The following is an 18,161-nucleotide window of genomic DNA, read 5'->3' as shown; positions in this document are numbered from 1 at the left end:
ATGTCCGTCCATGTCCGGGGCCTGGATATTCCGGTGATGCCCTCGTTTGCCCGCCGCCGGTGGCCGGTGCTCGGCGCCTGGCTCGTCCTCGTCGCAGCCGGGCTCGTCTTCGGGGGCCAGGTCTTCGATCGGCTCACCGACACCGGCAGCCTGGGGCCGGACGCGGAATCGCAGCGTGTCGATCGGTTTCTGCGCGAAGGCCCGCTCATCGTGGCCGTCGTCGGTGGGCGCGACGTGTACGACCCGGCACTGGTCGCCGACGTCACGGCGGTCACGGAAGCGATTCGCGCCATGGACGGCGTCGTCGAGGTGGAGGATCTGTACGGCGCGCCGGGCGGGCGGATCGGCGCCGACAACCGCAGTTCGCTGATCCGGGTCGAACTGGCGCCCGGCCTGTCCGACGACCGGCGCGAGCGGGTGGAGGACGCGGTGGCCGGCGCGCTGCACCGCATCGACGCCCCTGAGGTGCTGGTCGGCGGCGAGAAACTGGCCGAGCGCGCCTTCGCCGAGCAGGCCGTCGCGGACGCGGCCGTCGGCGAGTCGATCGCGATCGTCGTCCTGGTGGTCGTGCTGGTCGTCCTCCTCGGCGGCTTCGCGGCCGCCGCGATTCCCCTGGCGGCCGCGCTGGCCACCGTCTCGGTCACCCTTCTCGGGCTGTACGGGCTGAGCGCGCTCACCGGGGTCAGCCAGTTCACGGTCAACGTGGTGACGCTGCTCGGCATCGGCCTCGCCGTCGACTACGCGCTCCTGATGATCGCCCGGTTCCATGAGACCGGCGCCGGCGCCCCCCGGGAAGAACGGCTGAACCGGACGATGGCCACGGCCGGCCGGACGGTGCTGATCGCCGGGCTCGCCGTCGCGGCGGCGATGGCCGGGCTGTCCGTGTTCGGCGACCCGCTGCTCAGGGCGATGGCGCTCGGCGGCGCGCTCGCCGTGCTTCTGGCCACGGCGGCCGGATTGACGGTCGTACCCGCTCTCATCGCCCTGGCCCATCGGCACATCCACGCCCCGCGCGCCTTCGGCCGCAACCTGCTGTCGCAGTTGGCCGGCTTCGCGCAGGATCGGCCGGCGCCGGTCGCGCTCGCCGTCACGGCCGGCCTGCTCGTCCTGTCCCTGCCGTTTCTCGTCGCGGTCGACCTCGAGGACTCCGGCGCCCGTGCGCTGCCCGCTTCGTCCGAGGCCCGGCGGCTGTACGAGACGGTGCAGCGCGACTTCAGCGGCGGCCAACCCGATCCGATCGTCGTGGTGGCCGACACGACCGATCCCACGCGCGACTTCCTCGACGCGCTCAACAACCTCGACGGCGTGGTACGGGTGCAGCCCGACCCCGATAACGGGGCCGTCATCGACGTCATCCCGTCCGGTGAGGCGGCCGAGGTCGTCCGCGCGATCCGGGCTCTCGACCCGCCGTTCCCGGTCCTGGTCGGCGGTCCCGCGGCCGAGCTGGTCGACTACCGCGACTCGGTGGCCGACCGCTTCCCCATCGCGATGCTCGTCGTGCTCTTGTCCACGGTGGTCCTGCTGTTCGCTTTGACCGGCTCTCTGGTGATTCCGGTCAAGGCGTTGCTGATGAACGCGCTCACCGTGCTGGCCACCCTTGGCCTGCTGGTCGTGATCTTCCAGTGGGGCGCCGGCCAGGCGATCGACGTCACCACCCCCGTCCTGGTGTTCGTCTTCGTCTTCGGCCTGTCGATGGACTACGAGGTGTTCCTGCTGGCCCGGATCAAACAGGAGGGCGACGTCCGCGCCGGCATCGACAAGTCGAGCCCGGTCGTCACCGCCGCCGCCCTCTGCATCGGCGTGGTCTTCCTCGGCTTCCTGCTCGGCGACCTGACCGCCGTCCGGCAGATCGGCTTCGCCATGACGACCGCCCTGCTCCTCGACGTCACCGTCGTCCGCGGCCTGCTCCTCCCCGCCACCATGGCCCTGCTCGGCCGGTGGAACTGGTGGGCCCCGGCCCCCCTGCGCCGCCTGCACGAGCGCTACCTCGCCCGAAATTCATAAGACCTTTATGCGCCCGGCTCATTGACGCATGGCAAAACGTGGATTTAACGTGAGCCGCGCTCACGTGCAGCGCCGCCGTCTTCACGGCGTCACGGGGGAAAGGTCCGGGGTTCCTATGCGAACTCAAGGGCGATTCGGCGTGCGCGTCATCCACGCCTTCGCTGCTCTGCTCACTTCTTTGACGGTCGTTCTCGCGGTTCCCGCGCATGCCGCCGTCGCCGACGGCCCCACCGACACCTGGACCAGCGACGGCCGGCTCGACGACGGCCTCGGCGTCGCCCGGCTCGACCGGTGCCGGCTCGGTTTCGTCAACCAGGCCGGCGGGCCCGCCATCCGCGCGGTGGCCCAGGCGGCCCTCAACGGCACCGACGCCCAGATGCACACCGCGGCCGACCCCGATTACTGGGACGACACGCCGCTCTCCGTCGCCTACAAACAGGACGACGACTCGTACCTGGCCAAGATGGACCAGCTCTACGCCCGCAAGGACGTGTGGAGCAACTCCATCCCCAACAACTTCGAGATCACCGGCGAGACCACCACCGGTTTCCAATGGGCGCCCGACTTCTACGGCGACCTCGGGATCAGCAGCTTCTACGGCAGCCAGTTCTTCGCCGACGAGGAGCGGCTCTACGCCGACCTCGAGCCGCTGGCCTCGGCCGAGTCGCTGACCACCGCGACCGACCTGGCCAAGCAGAAGCACTACTACGTCTACGACGGCGGCGACGCGGCCGGTTTCCGGGCGTGGAGCGCGGTCGGCGACTCCGACCCGTTCAACTCCGGGTCGGTGGTCTTCCACGGCAACCACCACGCCGACGACATCCGCGAGTGGCTGCAGTTCGGCGGCTGGCCGTCGGCCGCCATCCCGGCCGGATCGGCCGAGTTCCGGCAGGAGGTGGAGACGCTCAAGCAGCGGTTCTCCTCCTGCGACGCCGACAACCCGCTCGACCCGCGCCAGGTGCTGGCGCCCGTGGTCAAGACCGCGGCGGCCGAGTGGCAGGCCGAGCTCGACTCGCAGAAGAGCCAGCGCTCGGCGATCCTGGCCGCCCAGTCCAAGGCCTACACCGACCTGGAGAACGCCGCGATCGCCATGGGCGAGGCGGTGGGCCAGTCCTGGATCGCGCGGCAGCTCAGTCGCTGGCAGGCCTGCTGGACCGCGGGCGGTGAGTGCACCGCCGGCTCCGGGCCGATGACCGTCAAGTACAAGGCCAACACCGGGCTCTGCCTGGACAACGCCGGCAGCTCCACGGCGGCCAACGGAAAGGTCCAGCTCTACACCTGCAACAACTCCAACGCGCAGAAGTGGGCGCCCTCCGCGCCGTGCGACATCATGTCGACCAGCTGCTCGTTCACCTGGCTCAACGCCGCCCTGCGCAACGGCGTCGCCGGCCGGTGCCTCGACCTCAACGGCACCAACGTGGTGCAGAACGCCTGCACAACCAACAAGGCCACCCAGCGCTGGCAGTACACGACCACCGGCGGCCAGACGCGGCTGTTCAACGTCGGTGCGCAGAAGTGCCTCGACTCGGCCACGGCCACCAGCGGCCTGCAGGCCACGGTGCAGGCCTGCAACGCCGGCACGACCCGGCAGCAGTTCGTCACCGCGCAGAACAACGCGGGCACCTCGACCGGTACCGACTCGATGTTCGCGCCCAAGGCGGCCGACTTCACGTACGCCGTCAACGAGATCAAGAACGCCCAGAACCGGGCCGCGGCCCAGCTGACCATCGCCAACAACGCCTCGGCGGACGCCCAGGCGCAGGCCACCGCGGTCACCAACGCGCAGGCGGCGGCGACCACGATCGCCACCACCAGCAACTACCCGGTGGGCCGGGGTCTGGCCTACGCGCAGCAGTCGGCCCAGGTGACCAAGGCGTCGGCGGCCGGCGCGGTCGCCGCGGCCAAGGCCACCGCCACGGCCGTCCAGGCCACGAAGGCGTCGGTGGCCGACAGCGCCACCCTGGTCACGCTGGCCCAGACGCAGGCCAAGGCCATGCAGGCGGAGTACGCCAAGACGGCCGCCCAGGAGGCGGCGCGCCAGGCCAAGGCGGCGGCGACGTCGGCCGCGGCCGAGGCGAAGGCGGCGGCCGACGCCGCGGCTGTGGCCAAGGCCAAACGGGCCGAGGCCGAGAAGGCCAAGGCGACCGCGCAGACCGCCGCCGACAAGGCTGCGGCCCAGCGCAAGATCGCCGAGCAGCAGCGGCAGGTCGCGGCGAACCAGCGCGCGATCGCGGCCTCGAAGCACCAGGAGGCCGCGGCGGCCGACGCCGACGCCCAGCGGCAGCAGACCGCGGCCGCCACGGCCCGGGCCGACGCCGAACGGTACGAGTCCACGGCGGCCGACCGCGACCACGACGCGCAGACCGCGGCCAACGGCGCGCACATCGCCCGGCTCGCGGCCGAGACCGCGCGCGACAAACACGACGCGCTGGCCTCGCGGGCCGAGGCGTTGCAGGCCAAGGCCGACTCGCTCGAGGGCACCTCGCAGGCCGGGGAGGCCCGCGAGGCCGCGAACAACGCCCAGGCCGCGGCCGACCGGGCCGACGCCGCGGCCGACCAGGCCGAGCGGGACGCCGACATCGCCACCCAGGCCGCCCAGGAAGCACGGGAGGCCGCGACCCGGGCCCACGCCGCCGCGGCCCGGGCCCAGGCGGCCGCCGACAAGGCCGATGAGCAGGTGGCGATCACCCGGTCGGCCGCCGCGACCGCCCACGCCGCGGCGGCCGACGCGCTCGAGGCCTCGAAGGACGCCAAACAGCACGCGAACAACGCCGACGCCGACGCCGCGACCGCCGCGGCCGAGATGCGGGAGGCCTACCGGCAGTCCGCGCTCGCGCAGGCCGCGGCGGCCGAGGCCCGCTCGCTGAGCGCGGTCACGGCCGGCCGGGCGTTCGCCACCTCACTGGCCGCGACGGCCGCCCGCGACGCCGCGGCCGAGGTGGCCGCGCCGGCCAACGAGGCGGTCGCGCTCGGCTCGCCGTTCGTCGAGCGGGACCCGACCGCGGCCCTCGCGGTGCTGGTCGGTCAGGGCGCCCTCACGGTCGCCCAGCAGCAGACGGCCGTGGCTCAGGCCCGCGCCGACGAGGCGCAGACCGCGGCCACCACGGCGGCGGCGCTGGCGGCGCAGGCCACCGGCGACGCCAAGATCGCGGCCCAGGCCGCGGCCGACGCGGCGGCCGACGCGTTGGCGGCGGCCCAGTCCGCGAAACAGGCCCGGGCCTCGGCCGCCGCGGCCGCCTCGGATGCGGCCGCCGCAGCCGCCGCCGACGCGGCCACGCAGCAACTCAACGCCCAGGCCGAACGCGACGCGGCCGCGGCCCACACCGCCGCCAACGCCGCCTCGGCCGACGCCGACGCGGCCGACGCCGAGGCCGACGCGGCCGAGCGCAACGCCGCCTCGGCCCGGGCCGCCGCGACCCAGGCCCGCGCCGACGCGGACGCCGCCCAGGCGGCCGCCACCCGGGCCGACCAGTACGCCGACGAGGCCGAGGCGGCCGCCCAGCGCGCCCGCGACGACGCGAAAGCGGCCGAGGCGGCCGCCCAGCAGGCCGAGAAGGACGCGCAGGTCCAGGACCAGACCGACCAGATCAAGGCCACCTGGGACGGCGGCTACGCCTTCCTGCAACTGGTCCCGGATCTGACGGTCGACGCCTGGAGCGGCTCGTGCAGCACCGGCGGCGGGTCGCACACCTGCGACATCGACGTCCCGCTGCACGTCCACGGCACGATCTACTACAACATCGTCGTCTGCGTGCTCAACGGCACCGACAGCGCGACGTGCGTCCAGCGCCCGCTGGGCACCTCGGCCGCCGACTTCACCCAGCACCGCACGCTGCACATGGACGTGCGGGACACGCTGAAGGCGTCCTGGGACAACCTGGTCCACCTGGTCGTGGGCGACTTCATCGACTGCGGCAAGGCGATCAGCGCGGGCACCGTGAACACGGCCTGCGCGTGGGCGGCGGCCAACTTCATCCCGTACGCCCGGATCGCCGAGTGGCTGAAGGCGATCATCCTCGCCGACGACGCGCTGCGCACCGGGATCGGCATCGAGCGGGCGCTCGAGTTCGCCCGGGCCAGCGACCTGCCGATCGAGGCGCTGCCCCGGATCACGGCCGAGGCCGGCAACGTCACCCGGCTGGTCGAGTGCGCGGTCGGCGTGGCCAAGGTGGCGCCCGGCGCCAAGGCGGCCGCCGCCCCCGAGGTCTGCCCGGTCTCGCTGCTCAACGCGTCGGGCAAGGCCAGCTACCAGAAGCTGCTGGACGCCCTGCTGGCCGTGCGGGGCAAGACCGCCACCCAGTTCCGCGCTCTGCTCAGCCCGGACCAGCTCCGGGCCGGCAAGGAACAGCCGTACCTGCGCCGGATGTTCCTGGGCTCGGTGATCGAGAACGAGGTGGCCAAGAGCGCCGCGGTGGCCGGCGACGCGCAGATCACCCACCTGGGCACGTCGAAGCCGGGCCAGGCCGTGGCCGACTTCGTGATCAACGACGGGAAGGCGTCCGCCAACATCGACATCACCGGCGGCAGCGCCTCCTCGATCAGCGACCACCTGGGCCGGTCGTACATTGTGGGACGGGATCAGATCCTGGACTACAAGAGCTTCACCGACGACGCCCTGGACGACATTTTCAAGTAAGCGGGAGACCGGCCGTGCTGATCGAAAAGCAGACGTTCCTCAACGCCAAGGCGATCGGCGCCGGCCGGACCTTCGCGGACCTCGAGCTGGTGCGATGCGAGTTCACCGCCTCGCACCTGGCCAACTACGACGATCCCGGGCTGAGCCTGGTGGTCCGGGACGTCGTGGCCCGCCGCCCGGTGGTGAAACGGTCCGGCGTGCACGGCGTCCGGTTCGAGAACGTGCTGGTGGAAGGTCTCACCGGCACGCTGACCCAGCCCGCGGGGTGCGTGTTCCGGCACGTCACCCTGCGGGGCCGGTCGGGCGCCCTGATGATCGTCGGCCCCAACGACGGCCTGCCGCCCGAGGTCCAGCAGGCCTTCACCGACGCCATCGTGAAGTACTACCAGGACGTCGACTGGGCCCTGGACATCACCGAGGCCGAGTTTGACACCGCCGACCTCTACTACCTGCCCGGCGACCTGGTCCGCCGCGACCCGGAAACCCAGTTCCTGCTCCGCCGCCCGGATGCGGTCCCCGAGAACCTGCCCGCCTACGCGAGCATCGCTCTGAGCCGCTTCGAGTCCACCCCCTTCGACACCATCGTGGCGGTGGCCCCCAAACGGTCCAAGAACTTCGCCGAGATCAAGGAGCACTATCAGGAGCTCCGCGTCCGGGGCCTGGCCGACTGACCCGCCGGGGTCAGGATCGCGATCAGCGCCGACCGGTCGAGGATGTTGCTGAGGTTTGACGCTGCTCAGATAGCCCGGCCGGCCCTGGCGCGCTGATCACGCAGGCGGAAGCTGCGGCTTCCATGCGTACACCTCGAGGCCGACGCGATGCAGGCCGATCTCCGTGAAGGCGTGACCCAGCACGAGCAGCGTCGCTTCCGTGCCCAGGCCCCGATCACGCCCGGCCGGGCCGATCGAGATGCGGAAATTGCAGCTCTCGTTGGCCCTTTCCCACTCGTTGAGCACCACTTCGCCGACGCATTGACCGGAGGCATTGTCGACGACGGCCAGATCGAGCCGGTCGGCCCGATCGTTGCGCGATTCGTACCAGGCCCGCAGGCGCTCGTCGACGACCGGCTCACGACCGGTCGCGGCCTCGGTGGAATGGACGCTCCCGGTCAGGCGCAGCACCTCGGGGTCGGCCAGGACGACGGCCATCGGCTCGAGATCCTCGGCCCGGAACGGCCGGAGCGTGACCCTCCGGCCGGTCAGGGTCGGCTTGACGATCACCGGCGACTGGTGGCCAGCGTGACGAGGAACTGACCGCCGCCCGGATCGACCGTGGCGGTCACCGGCAGCTCGGGCATCAGCCGGGAGAAGCGGTCGACCAGCCAGTCCGCGGTCTCCTGGGCGTCCTTGCGGCTGGGGCAGCGGGCCACGAGCTCGCGGCCGCCCTTGCGCCCGAGACGGTCGGCCACCGCGGTCAGCGGCGCGGGCTCGACCACGTTCAGCCGGTCGGGCCAGGCGATGACGACCTTGACGGCGCCCTTGCGGCTGTTGCAGGCCCGGTGGGCCAGTCGCTCCGGGAGCTTCGCCTTCTTGTCGGTGGTACGCGTGTCGACGCTCGGCCCACGCGGGTCGTTGACCGACATGTCGGGGTCGACGGGCTCGTCGCACACCCAGCAGCGCCAGCCGTCACGGTCGGCCACATCGTCGAGGAGACTCATGGGGAGCAACGTAACTTGTCGGTGGCCGGTCGTAGGGTGGGGGTGACAATCGAAGAAGGGACTTACCGATGGCCAGGACCTGGTTCATTACGGGTAGCTCGCGCGGCTTCGGCCGGGAGTGGGCGGTGGCGGCGCTCGAGCGCGGCGACCGCGTCGCGGCCACGGCGCGCAACACCGGCACGCTGAGCGACCTGGTGGAGAAGTACGGCGACAACGTGCTGCCGCTCGCACTGGATGTGACCGACCGGCCGGCGGTGCTCGACGCGCTCAAGACGGCCGACGACCACTTCGGCCGGCTCGACGTGATCGTCAACAACGCCGGGTACGGCCAGTTCGGCATGATCGAGGAGATCTCCGAGCAGGAAGCCCGCGCCCAGTTCGAGACGAACCTGTTCGGCGCCCTCTGGGTCACCCAGGGCTCCCTCCCCTACCTGCGCAAGGCCGGCGGCGGCAACATCATCCAGGTGTCCTCGATCGGCGGCATCTCGGCCTTCGCCAACATCGGCATCTACAACTCCTCGAAGTGGGCCCTCGAAGGCTTCAGCCAGGCGCTGGCCCAGGAGGTCGCGCTCTTCAACATCAAGGTCACCCTCGTCGAGCCGGGCGGCTTCAGCACCGACTGGGGCGGCTCCTCCGCCCAGCACGCGACCAAGCTCGAGACGTACGAGGAAGTGCGCGCCCAAGCCGCCGAGGCCCGCAGCAAACGCGTGGCCAACCCCGGCGACCCCACCGCCACCGCCGCCGCCCTCCTGAAAATCGTCGACGCCGACAACCCACCCCTCCGCGTCTTCTTCGGCGAGGCCCCGCTGGGCATCGCCACCGCGGACTACGAGTCCCGCCTAGCCGAGTGGCGCAAGTGGCAGCCCCTGTCCATCGAGGCCCAGGGCTGACCCGGCGGGAAGCCACCGCCCCCGCTGGAAGCCACCACCGCGGCTCACCCCGTGGGAAGCGCGGCCCCCGATCGACCTCACGACAGGCAGCAACGCCGAAGCCGGCGTGTGAAGCCGAAGCCGATGGGCTGACCCCCGTGAGGCCATGGCTCCGGGCTGACCTCGCGGGAAGCCGGGCCCGGAGGTGGCATGGGAGCGGTGGCGACGACGCGGAGCTACTACGTCTGGGTGCGCTAGTGATGCTGGGCGTCGCGGTGCCCTTCCAGGAGTGCCTCCAGGCGTTCGGCGGGCATGGGGCGGGCCAGCAGGGCGCCCTGGCCGAGGTGGCAGCCGGCGGTTTGGACCGTGTCGAGGTCGACCAGGTCGTCCACGCCGTGGGCGATGACCTCCATGCCCAGGCGGCGGCCGAGGGTGACGGCGACGTCCAGGACGGCGGGTTCGGCGAAGACCTCCTGGTCGATTTTGAGCAGGTCGACCGGGAGGACGCGCAGGCGGCTCAGGGAGGTGGGGCCGGTGCCGAAGTTGTCGACGGCGGTGCGGACGCCCTCGGCCCGTAAGCGGCCCAGCAGGGCGGCCACCTCGTCGACGCCGGGCTGGCGGACGTCGTCCTCGGAGATCTCGACGACCAGGGCCGAGTGGGGCAGGCCGTAGGTCTCCAGCGCGGTGTGCAGATGCGCCTGGAAGGCGGGGTCGGCCAGCTGGCGGGGGCGGACGTTGACGGCCAGCCAGAGCTCCGGGTGCAGGCGGCGCCAGTCGGCCAGCAGCCGGCAGGCGGTCTGCAGCACCCGCTGGCCGACCTTGGCCAGGATGCCCAGCTCCTCGGCCAGGGCGAGCAGCTCGGCGACCGGTACCGGCCCGAGCGTGGGGTGCCGCCACACCGGCAGGGCCTCGACGCCGGCCGGCCGCCGGGTGGGCAGGTCGACGATCAGCTGGAAGAGCAGGTCGAGGTCGGCCCCCGGCAGGTCCTGCTCCAGCGTGGAACGCCGCATGAGCCGCGTCTCCATCTCGGCCTCGTACCACTCGACCGCCCCCGGCGGCCCCGCCCGCACCGACCGAAGCGCCAGCGCGGCCCTCCGCAGAACCTCCTCCGCTCCCCCACCAGCGGAGCCGCCCACCACCCCGTGGCCGTCCGATGAATCCGTCAAGTCGGATTTGTCCCGAGCAGGGGGCTGGACGGGCGGTGGGGCCGAGGCAGCGGATGAAGCAGGGGTGGGCCGGGATGAAGTAGGGGTCGGCGCAGATGAGGGGGTCGGCCCGGATGCGGCAGGGGTCGGCCCGGAGGAAGGGGTCGGCCCGGAGGAAGAAGGGGTTGACCGCGAGGTACGGGAGGTGAGGGCGGCCCCGGCATTAGCGCCAGGTGCGGCGGCGTCCGCGACGTCGGCCAGGCCGGCCCAGGCTGAGAGGTGGGAGACGGCGCCGGCGGCGGTGTAGGGGGCCGAGAGGGCGTTGACCAGCTGGCCGGCCAGCAGGTGGGCACGGACGGCGCCGCAGTGGGTGAGCACGGCCAGGCGGGTCTCGCCGACGCGGGCCGGGACGTCGGCGGTGGGGACCGCGGTGCGGAGGCGGCGGGCGGCCTCGACCAGAACCGAGTCGGCCAGGTCGCGGCCGTGGACGTCGGCGATGGCGGTCAGGCCGCCCAGCTCGACGACGATCATCGCGGCCGCGTCGGGGAGCAGGTCGGCCGCGCGGAGCAGGCCCTCGCGGTTGGCCAGGCCGGTGTGCGGATCGAGGTGGGTCTCCTGGCGCAGCGTCTGGGCCAGGTCGTGGGCCTGGCTGATGTCGCGGACGTGCAGCACCAGGGTGCGTCCGGGTTCGGCCGGGTCGGCGCCGCTGGTCGTCCATTCGGTTTCGCGCCAGCGACCGGAGCCGTCACGGAGGCGTACGGCCAGGGCCTGGCCTTTGATCGTGGGGTCGACCAGGCGTTTCATGAGGTACGCGTGGACGTCGTCGACCTGATCGGGGCCGACCAGGATCGACACCGAACGGCCGAGGGGGAGCCCGAACTGGCGGAAGGCGGCCGGCGACTGCCAGCGTACGGCCAGGTTGGCATCGAGGATCATCGCCACGTCGGCCGCCCCGAACATCAGGCTGCGGAGCCGGTTGCCCTGGTCGGTGAGGTGGCCGGCCTGGCGGCGCAGGGCGACCGCCGACACCCACTCGCGGGTCGCCACCGCGGCCACGCCCAGCGTGCCCAGCATGATCGCCGTGGCGTCGACCCGGCCGCCGTTGAGCAGATGATGGACGGTGATCAGGGCCGAGCCGAGGATCGCGACCGTGAGCAGCGGGAAGCTGGCCGACGGCTCGCTGCCGGGTGGGGGCAGGGGCGCGCGGTCGGGGCAGATCCGCACCGACCCGTACCAGAGGAGGCCGCCGGCCACGTTGATCGCGGCGGCGGCGATGACGGCGGCGATGGCCGCGTTCGGCACGCCGGGGTAGTCGAGGGCGATGACCAGCGCGCTCAGCCCGATCAGGGAGAGTGCCGCCGCGGGCCCGCACCATTGCAGCGCCGACCGCTGGCGGATGGCGTGCACACCCGCGATGCCGGCGGTGGTCGCGGCGCCCCCGCCGAAGATCAGGGCGGTGATTGTGGCGCCGCGCCGCTCACCGCCGTCGCTGAACAGCAGCAACCACGCCGAGAACATCAGGCAGGCCCACACCCCCAGGACATCCAGGGCCGTACGCAACCGAGCGAGCACCGAGCGTTTTTGCGGCGGCCGCAGGATCGCCGGGAGGTAGAGCGCCGCCACGAAGAACAGGCTGACCAGCGGGATCTCGGCCGGCAGGGGGACGCCGTCGACCGTCGCGTCCCGGGCCACCAGATAGGCGATGCCACTGGCGAGGCCGGCGGCCGCGGTCAGGCCGAGACCACCGGCCAGGGCGAGGGCCCGGGCGCGCGGCCCGGTCAGCCGGCCGGAGAGGGCGGCCCGCGCCATGATCACTGCCGTCGTTCCGGCCGCAGCCGTCAGCAGGCCCGCCACGCTCCCGGCCGGGAGCAGGGCGAACGCGCAGATCACCGCGACCGTCGCCAGCAGCACGGGCACGATCAGCCGGAGAGGGGTTCCGCCTGTCATGATGCATGGCTAACGACGGTGCGCGGCTACGGTTACGGCCGGGGAGAGAAAATGGCAACGATCGATCGGGTCGAGGTGCTCGTGACGTCGCCGGGACGCAACTTCGTGACCCTGCGGGTGACCACGTCGGACGGCGCGACCGGGCTGGGCGACGCCACGCTGAACGGGCGGGAGCTGGCCGTCGCGTCCTATCTGCGCGATCACGTGGCGCCGCTGCTGATCGGCCGGGATCCGGCCCGCATCGAGGACACGTGGCAGTACCTCTACAAGGGCGCGTACTGGCGGCGCGGGCCGGTGACCATGACGGCGATCGCGGCGGTCGACGTCGCCCTGTGGGACATCAAGGGGAAAGTGGCCGGGCTGCCGGTCTATCAATTGCTCGGCGGCCGCTCCCGCGACGGGGTGCTGGTGTATTGCCACGCGAGTGGGGTGGACGCCGATGCGCTTGTCGATGACGTGGCCGCGTACCGCGAATCGGGCTTCACAGCGATCCGGGCCCAAGCGGCCGTGCCCGGCCTGAGTGGCACCTATGGCGTCCGCAAGGGCGCGTTCTACGAACCGGCGGCGACGGCACTGCCGGACGAACAGCAATGGAGCACCGAGGCCTATCTGGATTTCGCGCCCGGCTATCTGGCCAAGGTGCGGGAGAAGTTCGGCTTCGGGCTGCACCTGCTGCACGACGTGCACCATCGGCTCACCCCGATCGAGGCGGCCCGATTCGGTAAAGCAGTCGAGGATCTGCGGCTGTTCTGGATGGAGGATCCGACGCCGGCCGAGAATCAGGAGGCGTTCCGGCTCATCCGGCAGCACACGACCACGCCGATCGCGACCGGCGAGGTGCTCAATTCGATCTGGGACGTGAAACAGCTCATCACCGAGCAACTCATCGATTACGTCCGCACCTCGGTCGTGCACGCGGGCGGGATCACCCACCTGCGGCGCATCTTCGACCTGGCCGCCCTCTATCAGGTCCGGACGGGCTCACACGGCGCCAGCGACCTTTCCCCGGTGACGGTCGCGGCCGCCGTGGCCGTCGACATTTCCCAGCCCAATTTCGGCATCCAGGAACACATGGGCCACCCCCCGGAGACGTACGAGGTCTTCCGCGGCACGCCCGAACCCGTGAACGGCATGCTGTATCCGTCGGAGGAACCGGGATTGGGCATCACCTACGACGATGCGGTGGCGGCGAAGTTCCCTTATCAGCCCCGGTACCTGCCCGTCGCGCGCAACCTGGACGGCTCCGTCCACGACTGGTGAAGCCCGATCTGGGTAAGTGCCGCCTCATGACCGACGATGACGTCACTCTCGACGCGGCTCTCGACCCGCTGGTGCTGGCGCTGGACATCGGGTCCACGGCGACGCGGGGTGGGGTGCACGACGCGGCCGGGCGGCGGGTGCACGGGCTGCAGCACAAGGTGCCGCACGCCTTCCGGGTGGCGCCCGACGGGACCTCGGTCATCGACCCCGACCAGGTGGTCGGGGAGGTCGAGCAGGTCATCGACGCGGTGACCGGCGAGGGGCGGCTGGGCACCCGGATCGCCGGGGTCGCCATGGACACCTTCGCCGCCTCGCTGATCGCGGTCGACCGGGCCGGGCGGGCGCTCACCCCGTGCCTGACCTACGCCGACTCGCGCAGCGCGGGTGAGGTGGCGGCGCTGCGGCAGGAGCTCGACGAGCACGCAGTTCAGCAGCGGACCGGCACTCGTCTGCACACCAGCTATCACGCGCCGCGCCTGCGCTGGCTCGCGAAGACGCAGCCGAAGGTCGTGGCCGCGACCGCGAACTGGTGGTCCCTCGGCGAGTACATCTGGGCCCGGCTGATCGGGCAGCCGCTCGCCGGGACCTCCACGGCCGCGTGGACCGGGCTGCTCGACCGCCGCACCGGCGAGTACGACGCCGAGCTGCTGGCCGGCTTCGGCCCCCTCACGCCGCCGTCGGACACGCCGGTACCGGCCTCGTCGCGCTGGCCCGCCCTGGCCCGGGCCGCCTGGTTCCCCGTCATCACCGACGGCCTGGCCAGCAACATCGGCGCCGGCGCGATCGACGCCACGGTGATGGCCGCGGCCACCGCCACCAGCGGCGCGCTGCGGGTGCTGCTCGACGGCCCGGCCGACCCGCTGCCGTTCGGGCTGTGGAACTACCGGGTCGACGCCAAGCGCACGCTGCTCGGCGGGGCGATCAACGACGTCGGCCGCGCCGTCAGCTGGGCTGAGAGCACGCTGCGCCTCAGTCCCTCCCTCGCCGAGGTGCTGACCGCGCCGCCGAGCGACGCCACCCCGCTCGTGCTGCCCTACCTCACCGGCGAGCGGGCGCCGGGCTGGGCCGGCAGCGCCCGGGCCGTCTTCGGCGGGGTGTCGGCGGCCACCGACGCGGACATCATGTTCCGGGGCATCATCGAGGGCGTCGCCATGACATACGCCCGGGTGGCCGACGAGCTGCACCCCGCCGCGCCGCAGGTGGTGCAGGTGGCGGCCGCCGGCCGTGTCAGCAACGACCAGCCGGAGTGGCTGCAGGTCCTGGCCGACGTCCTGGGCCGCCCGGTCACCCACGTGACCCGGCGCCGCGCCACCCAGCGCGGCACCGCCCTGCTCGCGCTGGACGAGCTGGCCCCGGACGTTCCGCGGGCGCCGCGCGCCACCGGCGCGACTTACGAACCTCGCCTCGCCGATGCCGAGTACTACGCGGGACGGCGGGCTCGCTTCGCTGAGACGTATGACGCCCTTGTCTCTCGAGCGGTCTGAGTCAGTCCGGCCGGCCGATATGAGCACCGTCCGCAAAGCGGTCGGTGCTGCGGATGAGACGGTCGGTGATGCCCGGCTCGAGCGATGAATGACCGGCGTCGGCGATCATGTGCAGGCCGGCTTCCGGCCAGCGACGGGCCAGCTCGTACGCGGTCACGGGCGGGCAGCACAGGTCGTACCGGCCCTGGATGATCGTGGCGGGCAGGTGCCGGATGCGGTCCACCCCGTCGAGGAGCTGGGTCTCCGACTCGAAGAACCCGCCGTTGACGGCGTAGTGGGCGAGGATCCGCGCGGCCGGCAGCACCGTGTCGTCGGCGGTCAGCGTGGCGATCAGCGCCGGGTCGGGTGTCAGCGAGGAGTTGACCGCTTCCCAGCGCATCCACGCGTCGGCGCACCGCCGCGCGGCGTCGGGGTCGTCCCCGGTCAGGCGGCGGTGGTAGGCCGCCAGGATGTCGTCGCGCTCGGCGACGGGGATGGGCGCGATGAAGCGTTCCCACTCCTCGGGCTGCAGATGGTGCAGGCCGCTCTGGTAGATCCAGGCTCCCTCGCTGCGGCGGAAGAGGCAGATCCCGCGCAGGATCAGCCCGGTCACCCGGGCCGGATGGGTCTGGGCGTAGGCGAGCCCGAGCGTGGAGCCCCAGGAGCCGCCGAACACCAGCCAGGCGTCCACGCCGAGGTGGTTGCGGATCAGTTCCAGGTCGTCGACGAGGTGCCAGGTGGTGTTGTCCCGCAGCTCGCCGACCGGGGTGCTGCGGCCGGCGCCCCGCTGCTCGGGCAGGATCACCCGGTACCGCGCGGGGTCGAAGAAGCGCCGCATGACCGGAGTGAGGCCGCTGCCCGGACCGCCGTGCACGAAGAGCACCGGAAGGCCCGCCGGGTTGCCGGCCTCCTCCACGTAGAGCTGGTGACCGCCGCCGGCGTCGAGGCGGTGGGTGGCATATGGCTCGATCGGCGGATACAGCGTTCGCAGCGGCATCGGACCGATCCTACGGGTTAAAGTCTGGTGTGGACGGCTCGCAGCGGGATCTGTTCGAGGTGCCGGACGACGTCGCGTACTTCAACGCGGCCAGCTTGTCGCCGGTGCTGCGGTCGGTGCGCGCGGCCGGCGAGGCGGCGCTGCGGCAGCGGGCGCGGCCATGGGAGATCGGCGAGGACGACTGGTTCGCCGGCGTCGAACGGCTGCGCGGGCTGGCCGGGCGGTTGTTCGGCGGGGATGCCGAAGGCGTCGCGCTGGTGCCGGCGACCAGCTACGGGTTCGCGGTGGCGGCGGCCAACCTGCCGCTCGGGCCCGGGCAGGAAGTTCTCGTCCTGGCCGACGAATACCCGTCCGGCGTCTACACGTGGCGACGTCTGACCGAGCGCATCCGGACCGTGCGCCGGGCGGCCGGGCAGAGCTGGACCGAGGCCGTGCTGGCGGCGATCGACGAGCGGGTCGGGATCGTGTCGGTGCCCAACGTGCACTGGACCGACGGCGGCCTCGTCGACCTCGAGCGGGTCGCGGCGGCGACCCGTACGGCCGGAGCCCGGCTGGTGATCGACGCGAGCCAGTCCCTGGGGGTCATGCCCCTCGATGTGGCCGCCCTGCGGCCGGACTTCGTCGTGTCGGTCGGCTACAAGTGGCTGCTGGGGCCGTTCGGGCGGGGCTACCTCTGGGTCGCGCCGGAGCACCGCGAGGGCCGCCCCCTGGAGGAGAACTGGATCCTGCGGGCCGGCTCCGACGACTTCGCCCGGCTCGTCGACTACCGCGACGACTACCTGCCCGGGGCCCGGCGGTACGACCAGGGCGCGCGCACGCTGTTCGAGGTGACCCCGATGGCCGTCGCCGCCCTGGAGCAGATCCTCGCCTGGACCCCGGCCCACATCGCCGGCACCCTGGCCACGGTCACCGCCGAGATCGCGGGGCGGTTGACCGCCGCCGGCCTGACCGTCACCGGCCCCCGCGGCCCGCACCTGCTCGGCGTCCGCGTCCCCGCGGACACGACCGACCGGGTGTTCACCGCCCTGAAGGCCGCCAACTGCTTCGTGGCCCGGCGCGGCGACGCCATCCGGATCTCGCCTCACCTGCACATCAACCAGGCCGACGTCGACCGCCTGACGACGACTTTCACCGCGAGCCTCTGATCGGCGGGGCCGAGCGGGCCTCCCCCACCAGGGCCAGCCGGCCGGGTCCGGGTGGTCGCGCATCGTGGCCAGCATCGCCTGCCGGAGCGCCTGACCAACTTGCTCCCCGCTGGTCACATGCGCGTAAAAGTGCTTCATCAGGGCGGCGGTCAGCAGGTCCGGTACCTCCCACAGCGAGACGACGACGGTGGGCGCCCCGGCCGTGATCAAGGCTCGCGACAGCCCGATGACGCCGTCGCCGCTGATCCGGCCCTGGGCCGTCCGGCAGGCGCTCAGCACGACCAGCGTCGCGCACAACCGGAGCCGGAGGATCTCGCCGGCCGTGAGCCAGCCGTCGTCGCCGTCGGCCGGGGCGATCGCTCCCGGCACCCCGGTCTGCTGGACGTCCTCGAGCGGTCCGAGCCGGCGTTCGCCGGCCCACTCCATCGCGTCGCGCAGGGTCGGCTCCCCCCGCGCTTCCGGGTCGTGGCCGGGTCCGAAGACACTCATGTCACTGCACCGGAACGCCACCCGCCCGGCCGAGTCGATGACCCAGATGGAAACGGCGTTCGCCTCGGCGAGGATAGGGGGACGAATTCTGGCTCTCTTCGGAGTTGATCAACGCTCGTACCCTGTCGCGGTGACGACTGTCTGGGTGAAGCGCGGCCTCATCGCCGGGTCTGTGGTGGTGGCCCTACTGGCGGCGTTGTGGGGGCTCTGGTTCCTGGCGTTGCTGGTTTTCGGCAGCGAGGAATCGCTGCCGCCGAAGTCGCGGATCCCCGACGTGCCCGCCGGGGCGACCGTGGCCGACCAGCGCCAGGCGTGCGGCTCCGGCGGATGCTCGTGGCTGCTGACCGTGACCCCACCACCCGGGCAGTCGCCGGAGGATCTGGCCCGCGAGATGGGCGTCGACCACGAGCAGACCCTCTCACCCCGCCCCCTTGACCCCGCCTTCGTCGCCGTCGGCTCGGAGGTCCGCGACGGCCGGCTGGCCATCTACGTCAACTACCGGTGAGGAAGCGCTGGACCTGGCCCGAGTCGATCGAGGCGCAGTAGACC

General features: G+C 72.4%; 12 protein-coding genes and 1 pseudogene. 8 read left to right on the top strand and 5 right to left on the bottom strand.

Going from position 1 to position 18,161, the window contains the following annotated elements:
- Positions 1-36: 36 nt before the first annotated feature.
- From AB0J66_RS37130 to AB0J66_RS37120, 3 genes are all read left to right on the top strand, one after another.
- Positions 37-2,004, top strand: a complete 1,968-nt coding sequence (locus tag AB0J66_RS37130; protein WP_364671223.1) for an MMPL family transporter — start codon at positions 37-39, stop codon at positions 2,002-2,004.
- Between the two features lie 139 nt (positions 2,005-2,143).
- Positions 2,144-6,640 (top strand): RICIN domain-containing protein, encoded by a 4,497-nt coding sequence (locus tag AB0J66_RS37125; protein ID WP_364671221.1) that lies wholly within the window; start codon positions 2,144-2,146, stop codon positions 6,638-6,640.
- A gap of 14 nt (positions 6,641-6,654) precedes the next feature.
- Positions 6,655-7,311, top strand: coding sequence for a hypothetical protein (locus AB0J66_RS37120; RefSeq protein ID WP_364671219.1), 657 nt, complete (start codon positions 6,655-6,657; stop codon positions 7,309-7,311).
- A gap of 96 nt (positions 7,312-7,407) precedes the next feature.
- Here the strand turns inward: AB0J66_RS37120 and AB0J66_RS37115 are convergent, their stop codons facing one another.
- Together AB0J66_RS37115 and AB0J66_RS37110 are read right to left on the bottom strand one after the other, a co-directional pair.
- Positions 7,408-7,860, bottom strand: a complete 453-nt coding sequence (locus tag AB0J66_RS37115; RefSeq protein WP_364671216.1) for a GNAT family N-acetyltransferase — start codon at positions 7,858-7,860, stop codon at positions 7,408-7,410.
- Positions 7,857-8,297 carry a hypothetical protein gene (locus tag AB0J66_RS37110; protein WP_364671214.1) on the bottom strand — a complete coding sequence of 147 codons (441 nt, stop codon included), beginning with the start codon at positions 8,295-8,297 and terminating at the stop codon, positions 7,857-7,859. Before AB0J66_RS37110 ends, AB0J66_RS37115 begins: the two co-directional genes overlap by 4 nt.
- Positions 8,298-8,365: 68 nt before the next feature.
- Here AB0J66_RS37110 and AB0J66_RS37105 point away from each other — a divergent pair, with 68 nt between their 5' ends.
- The gene (locus AB0J66_RS37105; protein WP_364671211.1) at positions 8,366-9,187 is read left to right on the top strand and encodes an SDR family oxidoreductase; all 822 of its coding nucleotides are present in this window, start codon (positions 8,366-8,368) and stop codon (positions 9,185-9,187) included.
- A gap of 233 nt (positions 9,188-9,420) precedes the next feature.
- On the opposite strand, the gene AB0J66_RS37100 is transcribed toward AB0J66_RS37105, so the two are convergent.
- Entirely contained in the window at positions 9,421-12,258 is a 2,838-nt protein-coding gene (locus tag AB0J66_RS37100; RefSeq protein ID WP_364671208.1) for an EAL domain-containing protein, read from the bottom strand.
- Positions 12,259-12,309: 51 nt separating this feature from the next.
- Between AB0J66_RS37100 and manD the strand changes: the two genes are divergently transcribed.
- Both manD and AB0J66_RS37090 read left to right on the top strand, forming a co-directional pair.
- On the top strand, positions 12,310-13,518 hold the full coding sequence (gene manD, locus AB0J66_RS37095) for a D-mannonate dehydratase ManD (RefSeq protein ID WP_364671205.1): 1,209 nt from the start codon (positions 12,310-12,312) through the stop codon (positions 13,516-13,518).
- A 26-nt stretch (positions 13,519-13,544) separates the two neighbouring features.
- Positions 13,545-15,002 carry a gluconokinase gene (locus AB0J66_RS37090; RefSeq protein ID WP_364671202.1) on the top strand — a complete coding sequence of 486 codons (1,458 nt, stop codon included), beginning with the start codon at positions 13,545-13,547 and terminating at the stop codon, positions 15,000-15,002.
- A 1-nt stretch (position 15,003) separates the two neighbouring features.
- On the opposite strand, the gene pip is transcribed toward AB0J66_RS37090, so the two are convergent.
- Positions 15,004-15,978: a prolyl aminopeptidase gene (gene pip / locus AB0J66_RS37085; protein ID WP_364671199.1), complete on the bottom strand. Its 975-nt coding sequence runs from the start codon at positions 15,976-15,978 to the stop codon at positions 15,004-15,006.
- Between the two features lie 29 nt (positions 15,979-16,007).
- Between pip and AB0J66_RS37080 the strand changes: the two genes are divergently transcribed.
- Entirely contained in the window at positions 16,008-17,123 is a 1,116-nt protein-coding gene (locus tag AB0J66_RS37080) for an aminotransferase class V-fold PLP-dependent enzyme (protein WP_364671196.1), read from the top strand.
- A gap of 54 nt (positions 17,124-17,177) precedes the next feature.
- Here AB0J66_RS37080 and AB0J66_RS37075 read toward each other — a convergent pair.
- Positions 17,178-17,549, bottom strand: a pseudogene (locus tag AB0J66_RS37075) (CHAT domain-containing protein); the annotation flags it as partial.
- A gap of 193 nt (positions 17,550-17,742) precedes the next feature.
- Between AB0J66_RS37075 and AB0J66_RS37070 the strand changes: the two are divergent.
- Positions 17,743-18,117: a hypothetical protein gene (locus AB0J66_RS37070; protein WP_364671193.1), complete on the top strand. Its 375-nt coding sequence runs from the start codon at positions 17,743-17,745 to the stop codon at positions 18,115-18,117.
- Positions 18,118-18,161 lie beyond the last annotated feature (44 nt).

The organism is Actinoplanes sp. NPDC049598 (genome assembly GCF_040675435.1).
GTDB lineage: Bacteria > Actinomycetota > Actinomycetes > Mycobacteriales > Micromonosporaceae > Actinoplanes.
Note: the sequence above shows the minus strand (reverse complement) of the source record. Positions and strands in the feature narration are given on the sequence as shown.